8 protein-coding genes are annotated in these 11,696 nt (G+C 73.1%); 5 read left to right on the top strand and 3 right to left on the bottom strand.

All coding sequences use genetic code 11. The features are described 5' to 3' along the window. Window positions 1-105: 105 nt before the first annotated feature. From IE142_RS27500 to IE142_RS27490, 3 genes are all read left to right on the top strand, one after another. Window positions 106-1,782, top strand: a complete 1,677-nt coding sequence (locus tag IE142_RS27500; protein ID WP_191888258.1) for a PucR family transcriptional regulator — start codon at window positions 106-108, stop codon at window positions 1,780-1,782. A gap of 107 nt (window positions 1,783-1,889) precedes the next feature. Further along, a complete protein-coding gene (locus tag IE142_RS27495; RefSeq protein ID WP_191888257.1) occupies window positions 1,890-2,291 on the top strand; it encodes a hypothetical protein in 402 nt (133 codons plus the stop codon). 200 nt (window positions 2,292-2,491) lie between these two features. Beyond that, on the top strand, window positions 2,492-3,937 hold the full coding sequence (locus IE142_RS27490) for an aldehyde dehydrogenase family protein (RefSeq protein ID WP_191888256.1): 1,446 nt from the start codon (window positions 2,492-2,494) through the stop codon (window positions 3,935-3,937). Window positions 3,938-4,132: 195 nt separating this feature from the next. On the opposite strand, the gene IE142_RS27485 is transcribed toward IE142_RS27490, so the two are convergent. Further along, on the bottom strand, window positions 4,133-5,278 hold the full coding sequence (locus tag IE142_RS27485) for a glycosyltransferase family 4 protein (RefSeq protein WP_191888255.1): 1,146 nt from the start codon (window positions 5,276-5,278) through the stop codon (window positions 4,133-4,135). Further along, on the bottom strand, window positions 5,275-6,402 hold the full coding sequence (locus IE142_RS27480; RefSeq protein ID WP_191888254.1) for a hypothetical protein: 1,128 nt from the start codon (window positions 6,400-6,402) through the stop codon (window positions 5,275-5,277). The genes IE142_RS27485 and IE142_RS27480 overlap by 4 nt, the downstream gene beginning before the upstream one ends. A gap of 142 nt (window positions 6,403-6,544) precedes the next feature. Here IE142_RS27480 and IE142_RS27475 point away from each other — a divergent pair, with 142 nt between their 5' ends. After that, window positions 6,545-7,753, top strand: a complete 1,209-nt coding sequence (locus tag IE142_RS27475) for a sensor histidine kinase (protein ID WP_191888253.1) — start codon at window positions 6,545-6,547, stop codon at window positions 7,751-7,753. Continuing rightward, the gene (locus tag IE142_RS27470; protein ID WP_191888252.1) at window positions 7,750-8,460 is read left to right on the top strand and encodes a response regulator; all 711 of its coding nucleotides are present in this window, start codon (window positions 7,750-7,752) and stop codon (window positions 8,458-8,460) included. The genes IE142_RS27475 and IE142_RS27470 overlap by 4 nt, the downstream gene beginning before the upstream one ends. Before the next feature lie 44 nt (window positions 8,461-8,504). Here IE142_RS27470 and IE142_RS27465 read toward each other — a convergent pair whose 3' ends face one another. Then, window positions 8,505-11,360, bottom strand: coding sequence for a glycoside hydrolase family 3 protein (locus IE142_RS27465; RefSeq protein ID WP_191888251.1), 2,856 nt, complete (start codon window positions 11,358-11,360; stop codon window positions 8,505-8,507). Window positions 11,361-11,696: the final 336 nt, after the last annotated feature.

Below are 11,696 nucleotides of genomic sequence, written 5' to 3'. Positions count from 1 at the left end.
GACACAGGTCGTTCATACACGACGGCCAAAAGATCACAGACGTCTCACCGTACGGCCACCCCGCCCCGCCCACCTCACCGACGCAGACCGAAGGCCCAGGCCCCCATGCCCCCCACGCTCGCCTCGCTCGTCCACCACTCCGCGCTCAAGCTGACCGTGCGCGCGGGCGAGGACCGCCTCGACGTGCCGGTGCGCTGGGCACACGTCAGCGAGCTCGCCGACCCCGTGCCCTACATGGAGGGCGGGGAGCTGCTGCTGATCACCGCGCTCAAGCTGGACGCCGGGGACCCCGACGCGATGCACAGGTACGTGAAGCGGCTGGCCGGCGCCGGGGTGGTGGGGCTCGGGTTCGCCGTCGGCGTCAACTACGACGAGATCCCCGAGGCGCTGGTCGAAGCGGCCCGCAAGGAAGGGCTGCCGCTGCTGGAGGTGCCCCGCCGCACCCCCTTCCTCGCCATCAGCAAGGCCGTGTCCGCCGCCATAGCCGCCGATCAGTACCGGGCGGTCACGGCGGGCTTCGCCGCCCAGCGCGAGCTGACCAGGAAGGCCCTCACCGACGGCCCGGAGGGGCTGCTCGCCGCGCTCGCCGCGCAGGTCGACGGCTGGGCGGCGCTGTACGACGCCTCGGGCGCCGTCGTCGCCGCGGCCCCGGAGTGGGCCGGCCGCCGGGCCGCGCGCCTCACGGCGGACGTGCAGCGGCTGCGGGAGCGCCCGGCTCCCGCCTCCTCGGTCGTCGGCGGCGGCGAACACCCTGACCACCCCGAGAACGCCGACCGCGTCGAACTCCACTCCCTCGGCACCTCCCGCAGGCCCCGCTCCACCCTCGCCGTCGGCACCGCCGCCGCCCCCGGCACCGCCGAGCGGTACGCCGTCCACTCCGCCATCGCCCTGCTGACCCTCACCACGGAACGCTCCCGCTCCCTGCACGAGGCCGGGCTGCGCATCGACGGCGCCGTACTGCGCATGCTGCTGGCCGGCGAACCCGACCACGCGCGCACGGTCGCCGGAAACCTGTACGGCGGCCTGCTGGACGCCCCCTTCCGGATCATCGTCGCCGAGTCGACCTCGGCGTCCGCCGCGCGGGCGCACGCCGGCCCGCAGGCGCGCGGAGGCGCCGCCACGGCCAAGCCCACCGCGTCGGCCGCCGCCCCGGGTGCCGATGCGCTCGATGCGTTCGCCGAGGTCGTGGAGTCGGCGGCGGCCCACGCCGGTGAGGCGGTACTCGTCGTTCCCGAGGGCGAGCGGCTGGTGGCGCTGGCCGCGGACGAGGGCGCGGCCGTCGCCGCCTGCATCGAGTACGCGAGGGGGCTGGAGGGCACCCGCCCGGCGCCCGAACCGACGCCGAGCGGCGAGGTGGAGGGCCTGGTCGTCGGCCTGTCCGCGCCGTCCGGGCCCATCGCCGCGTCCACCGCCTACAAACAGGCCGAACAAGCCCTGTCGGTGGCCCGCCGGCGCGGGCGCGTCTGCGTGGAACACGAACACCTGGCGGCCGGCTCCGTCCTGCCGCTTTTGGCCGACGACGCGGTACGCGCCTTCGCCGACGGCCTGCTGCGCGCCCTGCGGGACCACGACGCGACCGGCCGCGGCGACCTCGTGGCCTCCCTGCGCGCCTGGCTCTCCCGCCACGGCCAGTGGGACGCGGCCGCCGCCGACCTCGGCGTCCACCGCCACACCCTGCGCTACCGCATGCGGAGGGTCGAGGAAATCCTGGGCCGCTCCCTGGACGACCCGGACGTACGGATGGAGCTGTGGCTCGCTCTGAAGGCAACCTCCACCGACTAGGACTTCCGTTCGCTCGGGCGTGCTGCACGGACGGGTCGCCGCCTCCCGGGCGGTGCCGCGGCGCCCACCCGGAGTCGCCGGAGCCGCCGCGTCCGTAGAGTGACCGGATGCTCAATCGACTTCGGATCGGCGTGTTGCCGTCGGGCCCCCGATGGGCTGCCCAGTGGCAGTTGCGGGTCGACGGGGAAGACGTGGTCGCTGAGGCGGTCGGCGAGGGCGGACGCGGCCCTTTGGCGCACGAGATCCTGCCCGCCGACGGTCACAGCCTCCTGTGGGCGACCGCCGGAGGGCGGCGTGTGGTGCTGGGAGAGCCCGAGTGCACGGGCGGATGCTGCGGTCATCTCTCGGTGTTCGTGCAACGGCACGGGGACATCGTGGAATGGTCCGACTGGCAGGTCCCCGCCGGCGAGGCGCGTCCCCCGGCCTTCCACTTCGACGCCGGCCAGTACGACGCCGAAGTGGTCCGGGTCTCGGCCGACCGAGGGCGGCAGGCCGACGCGGGGTCGTGAGGGTCCGCGTCGGTGTTCGAGGACGACCTCCACTGCGCATCGCGTCCGGCCGACCTCACCTGGCCACCGCGTCGAACAACCCACCCCCACCACTACACCCCGGACAAACGCCCACCACCGTCCCCCGCCCTACCGTGGACCCCGCACCCCGTACGCACGTACGCACACACCCCCCAACGCGGAAGGGCCGGGACTCCACAATGACTTCCACCCACGCCTTCTGGCTCGCCGGCCGCCAGGCCACCGGCGAGGCCGGCTTCGACGTCACCTCCCCCTGGGACGGCAGCCACGTCGGCACGGTGAGCCTCCCGACCGACGCCCAGGTCGAGGAGGCCGTAGCCGCCGCGTACGCCGTACGGGACGAGTTCGCCGCCACCCCCGCCCACACCCGAGCCGCAGCCCTGGACCACGTCAGCCGCCGGCTGGTCGAGCGCACCGAGGAGATCGCCCGCCTGATCTCCGCCGAGAACGGCAAGCCGATCAAGTGGGCCCGCGGCGAGGTCGGCCGCGCGGTGTCCGTCTTCCGCTTCGCGGCCGAGGAGGCCCGCCGCTTCAACGGCGGCGAGGCCCAGCGCCTGGACACCGACGCGGGCGGCCAGGGCCGACTCGCCCTCACCCGCCGCTTCCCGAAGGGCGTCGTGCTCGGCATCGCGCCGTTCAACTTCCCCCTCAACCTGTGCGCCCACAAGATCGCCCCCGCGATCGCCGCGGGCGCGCCGATGATCCTCAAGCCGGCCCCCGCCACGCCCCTCTCCGGCCTGGTCCTCGGCGAACTGCTCGCCGAGACCGACCTGCCCGCCGGTTCCTGGAGCATCCTGCCGGTGTCCAACGACAAGATGCCCGCCCTCGTCCAGGACGAGCGCCTCCCGGTCATCTCCTTCACCGGCTCCGAGACCGTCGGCTACGCGATCATGGACTCGGTCCCGCGCAAGCACTGCACCCTGGAACTGGGCGGCAACGGCGCGGCCGTCGTCCTCGGTGACTGGGCGAGCGACGAGGACCTGGACCGGGCCGCGCAGCGCATCGCGACCTTCTCCAACTACCAGGGCGGCCAGTCCTGCATCTCCGTGCAGCGCGTGATCGCCGACGCCGCCGTCTACGACCGCCTGCTGCCGCGCATCGTCGCCGCCGTCGAGGCCCAGGTCACGGGCGACCCGAACGACGACGCCACGGACGTCGGCCCGCTGGTCAGCGAGGCCGCCGCGCAGCGCGTGGAGTCCTGGGTCGACGAGGCCGTCGCCGCGGGCGCCACCCTGCACACCGGCGGCAAGCGCGACGGCGCCTCGTACGCGCCGGCCGTCCTCACCGACCTCCCGGCGGACACCACCCTCGCCCGCGAGGAGGTCTTCGGCCCGGTCCTCAGCGTGCAGAAGGTGAACGGCGAGGCCGAGGCGTTCGCCGCCGTCAACGACTCCAAGTACGGCCTCCAGGCGGGCGTGTTCACCCACGACCTGCAGGCCGCCTTCCGCGCCCACCGCGCCCTCGAGGTCGGCGGCGTCGTCATCGGCGACGTCCCCTCCTACCGCGCCGACCAGATGCCGTACGGCGGCGCCAAGCAGTCCGGCGTGGGCCGCGAGGGAGTCAAGTACGCGATGGACGACTACACCTACGAGCGGGTGCTGGTCCTGACGGGCCTCGCCCTCTGACTTACCCCTGAGAGGCCGACGGCCCGAACCCACTGTGCGGGGGTTCGGGCCGCCGGCGCGTTCCGGTGCCGGGCGGCGGGTTCATTCGGCGTCGAGCTGGTGGTCTTTCGTCGCTTCCGGGGGCACACCGGCCGACGGGCCCGTCGGCCGGTGTGCGGGCTCGGCCGGCGGGCCCACTGTGCCTAACCTCGCCGACTACCCCGACAGCAGGTCCCTCAACACCGCCCAGGAACGATCCCAACTCCACTCCGACCGCACCCAGTCGCGTCCCTTCGCGCCCATCGCGCGGGCGAGTCCGGGATCGCGCAGGAGCCGGATCAGCCGGTCGGCCGTCGCCGCCACCGAGTTGCCGTCGACGACATGGCCCGTCTCGCCCTCGCGTACGGTGTCCGGGGCACCGCCCGAGTCGCCCGCCACGACCGGGAGTCCGGACGCGGCGGCCTCCAGGTAGACGATGCCGAGCCCCTCCACCTCCAGGCCGCGCTTGCGGGTACGGCAGGGCATGGCGAACGCATCGGCGGCGGCGTAGAACGCCGGGAGCGCGTGATGGGGGTGACCTCCGGCGAAGACGACGGAGTCCAGGACGCCCTCGTCCAGCGCGAGACGGCGCAGCACGGGGGCGTACGGGCCGTCACCGACCAGGAGCAGCACGGCGTCGGGTACCGCCCTGCGTACCCAGGGCAACGCCCTGATCAACGTGTCCTGGCCCTTGCGCGGGACCAAGCGGGCCGTGCAGAGAACCACGGGGCGGTGGCCCAGGCCGTGTCGCGTCCTGACCGGGTCGCCGTCCACAGCGGGATGGAAGGCCCGGGCGTCCACGCCCGGGACCAGGCGGGCGGTCCGCGTCCCGGGCGCGAGGGCGGACTCGATCGGACCACGGGTGCTCCCGCCCAGCCAGGTCAGCGTGTCCACCTCCGCGCCGATGCGGCGCAGCAACCCCCGGGTTCCGGGCGAACGGGCCCACCACGCCTCATGGCCGTGAGTGGTGGCGACGGCGGTCCGGATGTCCGCCGTACGCCGGAGCGGTCCCGCCATCAGTCCGAGAGGGGCCGCCGCGCCGAACCACACCCGGTCGCAGCCGTACCGGCGGGCCACGGACGCCGCGTGGGCGGTGGCCCGGGGCGTGGGCAGGAGGGTCCGGGCCGGATGGCGGATCACCGGGTACGGGAAGAGTTCGCCGGGTTCGGGCTCCGCCGTGTCCGTCAGCGCCGAGGTGAAGACGACCACCTCATCGAGAGGGAAGCGGTCGGCCAGTTCGCGGACGAGAGTCTCGATGCCGCCCTGCCGGGGCGGGAAGTCGTTGGTCACGATCAGCGTGCGGGCGCGGGAAGGGCTCGTCATGCGATGGCCTCCTTCTTCTCGGAGGGGGTGACCGCGGTGCCGCGGTCCGCCGATCGGTGGGCCAGTGCGCCCAGTACCAGTGGATAGACCAGGTAGCCGAAGCGCGTTGCGGGCATCAGGGCCGTCGCCACGGCAAGCCCGAGCGCCAGTCGGCCGCCCGCGTCCCGCACGGTCCCGGGAGGGCGCACGGCCAGCGAGAGGGCGAACAGCAGCGCGGCCGCGGAAAGCAGTGCCGGCGCGATCAGCGTGCCCCCGGGGACGTGCGCTGCCAGCAGATGTCCAGGCAGCGGGCTCGCGGCGGGGGAGGCGGTGCCGGTGAGGCCGAGAGGGAACGCGGCGACGTTCAGGTAGAAGCCGTGGGGATCGGCGAGGACGAAGGGCAACACCGATACGGTCACGATGGACAGGCCCACGGCCGCGCACCGCAGCGCGGCCCGCCCGCCCTGGCGCACGGTGATCAGCGCGAGGACCACGGGAAACGCCGGCCAGGCGGTCCACTTGAGGACGGCGGCGGCGCCGAGCACCAGGCCGGCCGGGCCCGTACGCCGCTGCCCGGCGAGTGAGACGCCGAGGCACATCAGGCCGACGACCGGCAGGTCGACTCCGCCCACCGCCAGAGGCAGCGCTACCAGCGGGCAGGCGAGCAGCCAGGCACTGTGCAGCCCGGCGCCGGCCAGGGCCGCGACGAACACAGCGCCCAGCCACCAGCGGGCGTCCCCGGGCAGCAGGCCGAAAAGCGCCATCCCGGGCAGATATGGATTGAAGTCGGCCACGGCCGAGGGGTCGGTGACGTACGGACTCCCGGTCGTCGCGAGCAGCCGCCCCGACCGTTCGACGACCGCGACCTCCAACTGCCCGAGCCTCGCGGTCACCAGGCCGACGAGCGGCACCACGACTGCTCCCAGCACGGCGGCCGCACGGGCCCTGCGGCGCGCGCCCGAACCCGACATCAGTAGCGCCGCCACCGCGTATCCCGCACCCGCCGCGAACCCCCACACCTTGTGTGGCGCCACGTCGGACGCGAGCGCGAACCCAGGTGCGACCACCGCGCACCCGGCCCACGCGTACCGTTCGACGGGGCGTGCGGCGTAGTTCGCGGCATGCTCCGCAAGACTCTTCCTCATGCCAGTCGACGCTAGGAACCCGCAGACCGGACGGCGTCAACCGAGGCTACGTACCTGGTACTCGACCCGTGGTACGAGATCCGCCCGCCATCTCAACCCGAGCGGTGACGTGTGACTCCGCCCCGGCCTGGATCATGGGCGTATGAGTACGTCGCTTCAGCAGCGGTTCCACGCCTGGATCGCCGCGCCCGCCTACCCGTGGGTCACCGGCGGCGTCCTGACCGCCGGCGCCGTCACGGAACTGATCGTCTTCCCAGGGTCCGTCACGACCACGGTGGGAGTGCTCGTGTCCGCAGCCTCGCTGATGTGGCGGCGGTCCTTTCCGCCCGTCGCGATGCTCACGGTCGCGGCGGGGCTCATCGGGTTCGCCGGGGACGTCAACCTGTACCTCTCGATCATGGCAAGTGGACTGATCGGTTGTTATTCACTCGGCCGGAACCGGGTACTGCACCCCGCCGCGGCCGTAGCGGGCGGGGCCCTCGGCGCGCTGTGTGTGAACCTGGTGCACATCAACACCTGGTCGCGGATGGAGCTGCCGGTGCCGGCGCTCTGGGAGACGGGCTCGCTCAGCCTGTTCGCCGAGTCGTTCCTGCTGAGCGTGGTCATCTTCGGGGCTGTGATGATGGGTGACGCGGTGCGCTCCCGGGAGGAGACACGCAACGAACGGCACCTGGCGCAGGCCCGGCTGATCACCATGGAGCGGCAGCAGGCCGCCGAGGCCGAGCGGGCCGCCATCGCCCGCGAGCTGCACGACATCGTCTCCCACTCGGTGTCGATGATCGCCGTCCAGGCCGAGAGCGCCACATACACCACCCCGGGGCTCACGCCCGAGGCCCGGGACGGCTTCCAGCAGATCGCCACCACCGCCCGCTCCTCGATGGCAGAACTGCGCCGTCTCCTCGGAGTCCTGCGCACCCCCGGGGGTGACACCGCACTCACCGCACCCCAGCCGACTCTGGACCACCTCGCCGAACTGGTGGATCAGCACCGTGCAGTGGGTGGCACGGCCGAACTCAGGATCACCGGCGACCGGGTGGCGCTGCCCGCCGCGTGGGAGCTGTCCGCCTACCGCATCATCCAGGAGGCGCTGACCAACGCACGCAGGCACGCGCCCGGCGCCCGTACGGTGGTGGAGGTCGACTACGGCGCCGACCGAGTGCTCAGACTGCACATCCGCGACGACGGCCCCGCGCCCGGCGCCCGTCCGGAGCCCGGTACCGGCACCGGCACCGGGCACGGCCTGACCGGGATGCGGGAGCGGGCAGCCCTCGTGGGGGGCCAGCTCAGGGCGGGCGCGGGCCCTGGCGGTGGTTTCCTCGTGGAGGCGGAGCTTCCGTGGGGGCCCGGATGACCCTCGTGGAGCTGGAGACGGAGACACATGTGATCAGGGCATTGGTCGCTGACGACCAGGCGGTCGTACGCACCGGATTCGTCAACCTCCTGAACACCCAGGAGGACATAGACGTCGTCGGCGAGGCGGAGGACGGTGCGCAGGCGGTGCGCATCGCCGCCGAGACCCGCCCCGACCTCGCCTTGCTCGACATCCGGATGCCGCACAAGAACGGCATCGACGCGGCCCGGGAGATCCTGGCCGCCTCCGACGGCGCGACGAAGGTGCTGATGCTGACCACCTTCGGCCTGGACGAGTACGTGTACGACGCGCTCGCGGCCGGAGCGGGCGGCTTCCTGCTCAAAGACGCCACCTTCCCCGAACTGCTGCATGCCGTGCGGGTGGTGGCCGACGGCAACGCCTTGCTGTCGCCGGAGATCACCAAGCGGCTGATCGCCGAGTTCGTCCACGCGCGCGCCTCCCGGCTGCCCGTCCGCCCGCCCGCCGACCTCACGGCACGGGAGACGGAGGTGCTGACCCTGATCGCCCGAGGGCTGTCCAACGCGGAGATCGCGGGCCGCCTCACCATCACCGACCACACCGTGAAAACCCACATCAACCGCCTGTTCGCCAAACTGGAGCTGCGCGACCGTGCGCAGGCCGTGATCGTGGCCTACGAGATGGGGCTGGTCCGGGCGAGTGGTGAGCCAGGGGCCCGGCGCCGGTAGTCACCGGTGCCGGGCCCCTGCCTCTCGTCGGCTGTTCCGGACCCTCAACCGGAGAAGCCGACGTGCGCGAGCCGCAGAGAGCCGCGCAGCCTGATGTGGAGGTCGTGCACGCCGTCGGCGGGGAAGTCGGCGGCGAGTTCCACGTAGTCGTAGGGCCCCGCGGTGGGCGCCTGCGGCGACAGCGACGCCACCGACGGGCCGCCCTCCAGGGAGAGTTCCGCCGTGCCCTCGCCCGCCACCGACAAGGTCACCGAGGTGACTCCGGGACCGAAGTCGCAGGCGCGGTAGACGAGTTCACCCGAACCTTCGTCCGTCGGCGTCACCGCGTCGCCCGCCACCTTCGTCCGGTCGACGATCTCCGTGCCGCTCTGCTCGTCGAAGTCGGCGGCGTCCAGACCGACTTCGCGGACCGGACGGGGAGCGGCCGGGTCCCCGGCGAGGGTCACGGTCGTCGACAGGCGCACGTCCTCGCTGGAGGCGCCCACCAGCAGCGCGTACGGGCCGGGCTCCAGCCGCCACCGGTCGTGCGCGACGTCCCAGAACGCGAACGCGGACAGCGGGACGTCGAAGGACACCTCGGCCCGTTCGCCCGGGGCCAGCGTGAGCCGGCGGTGGGACAGCAGCTCCCGGCGCGGGCGCGGGACCGAGGGCTCCTCGGCGTGGGCGTAGAGCTGGGTCGCCTCGTCGGCGGTGACCTGCCCGGTGTTGGTGACGGTGAAGGACACGCGCACCGCGTCGTCCCCGACCCGGACGGAGAGGTCCTCGTACCCGAAGGACGCGTAGGACAGGCCGTGCCCGAACGGGAAGAGCGGCGCCCCCTCGAAGTACAGGTAGGTCTGGCGGCTCCCGATCACGTCGTAGTCGAGCAGGCCGGGCAGGTCGGCGTCGTCGGCGTACCAGGTCTGCGGGAGCCGCCCGGCGGGGGAGACGTCACCGGCGAGGACCCGGGCCAGCGCGGTGCCGGCCGCCTGACCGCCGTGCGCCGTCCACAGCACCGCCGGGAGCACGTCGGCGTCGACCGCGTACGGGTAGGCGGAGACCAGCGCCAGCACCGTGCGCGGGTTGGCGGCGCGGGCGGCGCGCAGCAGGCGTTCCTGGTGGGCCGGCAGCCGCAGGGTCGTACGGTCCTCGGTCTCCCGGCCGTTGATGTGCGGGTCGTTGCCCGCCACCACCACGACCACGTCCGCACCGGCCGCCGCCCGCGTCACCGCGTCCTCGCCGCGCTCGGCGACGACCAGCTCGAAGACCTCGGCGTCCGCGTCGTCCGCGGCAACCTTCACGCCGTCGGCGGCGACATGGACGGGGCGACCCGTTCCCGAGTGCCGCAGGAGGTGACCGTCGCCATGGGGTTCGAGCCGGAAGGTCTCCTGCACGACCCAGCCGCCGGGCTGGTCGGCGGAGGCGCGCACGTAGCCGTCCTCGGCGACGGACAGGTACCGGCCGTCCGGCGCGCGCAGGGTGAGAACTCCCTCGCCCCAGTCGACCAGCGAGAGTTCGGTGCCGGTGGCGTCGGCGGTCAGCGGCGGAAGGTCGGTGCGGCCGGCGATCAGGGCGGGGTCGAGGGCGCCCTCGGCACCCCGGGTCTCGGCGGGGGTGTCGTCCGCGGGCAGTACGTGCAGGAACCTGCCGTCACCGGTGCGCAGTCGTACCCGGTCCACGCCCTCCGCGAAGCTCACCCGCTCGGCGCCGAAGCGCTCGTACAGGCCCTCCAGCGGAGTGGAACGGTGGATGAGCGTGCCGCTGTACCAGTCGAGCTTGCACTCGTCGGCGAGCAGGCCGACGACGGCGATCCGGGTGTCGGGGGCCAGCGGCAGCAGGCCGTCGTTCTTGAGCAGGACCACCGCCTGCTCGGCCGCCTCCCGCGCGAGCTCCCGGTGCGCCGGCGTGTCGAAGTCCGTGGCGGTGTCCGCCGTGACGGCGTGCGGGTCCCGTTCCGGGTCGAACTCGCCGAGCCGGAAGCGGACCGACAACTGCCGGCGTACGGCGGTGTCGATGTCGGCCTCGGTCAGCAGGCCCCGCTCCAGGGCGCCCCGGACGCGGGCGACGATCTTCGAGGAGTCCGTGCCGTGGTCGGTGAAGCTGTCCACGCCGGCCCGCAGCGCCGCCGCGGTCGCTTCCTCGTGGGTGTCGAAGTAGTGTTCGGATTCGACCAGGTTGGAGGGCGCACCCGCGTCCGAGCAGACCAGGAGGTCGTCCTCGGTCCAGGTGCGCAGGTGCCGGCCGAGGTACGGGGAGACGTGGTTGGGGCGGCCGTTGACCAGGTTGTAGGCGGGCATCACCCCGGCCACCGCGCCCGCCTCCACCGTCTCGCGGAAGGCGCGCAGGTCGTACTCGTTGAGGACGCGCGGACGGACGGACGCCGAGGACGTGTCCCGTTCGGCCTCGTTGTTGTGCGCGAGCCAGTGCTTGAGGACGGGTGCGGTGCGCCAGTACGTCGGGTGGTCGCCGCGCAGGCCGCGGGTGTACGCGGTCGCGATGGCCGAGGTGAGCTTCGGGTCCTCGGAGTAGCCCTCCTCGTTCCGTCCCCACAGCGGGTGGCGCAGCAGGTTCACGGTCGGGGACCAGACGTTGAGGCCGACGCGTTCGTCGCGGGCGCGCATCGCCCTGGCCTCCTTGGACACCGCCTCGCCGACGCGGCACACCAGGTCCTCGTTCCAGGTGGCGCCAAGACCGACGGCCTGCGGGAACACGGTCGCCGGCCCCATCCAGGCCACCCCGTGCAGCGCCTCCTGGCCGGTGCGGAAGGCGGCGATGCCGAGGCGTTCGACGGCGGGGGCGAACTGGTGCAGGAAGGCGGTCTTCTCCTCGAGCGTGAGCCGCGACAGCAGGTCGTCGACGCGCTTCCCGAACGGCAGGTGCGGATCGCGGAAAGGCGGCGTGGGCGGCGTGGGTGCGGTCACGTGAGGTTCCCCTTGCGATGGAGCGGCGGCGCTTTCGAAGCGCTTCGATGCTCAGTCGGCGCCAGGGTGGGTGTCAAGCCGTATGTGCACACCAACTCCGGCTTCTCGTCACAATCCAAGTGCTGTACGAGCACGGTGAGTCGCCGCCCGGCGCGGCACACCTCGGAGGAATCTTGGAAGCGACCCTTGTGCGCCCCCAGACGTTCACCTAACCTCGCAGCAACATCGAAGCGCTTCGACTACGGGGGCGGTGAACCGAGGACGCACCCTCCGGTGCATCCGGAACCGCGCATTCCTCCGATGACCGCTTCAGCTCAGCCAGTTCCAGTGAAGACA

The organism is Streptomyces mutabilis, assembly GCF_014649815.1.
GTDB lineage: Bacteria > Actinomycetota > Actinomycetes > Streptomycetales > Streptomycetaceae > Streptomyces > Streptomyces mutabilis.
Note: the sequence above shows the minus strand (reverse complement) of the source record. Positions and strands in the feature narration are given on the sequence as shown.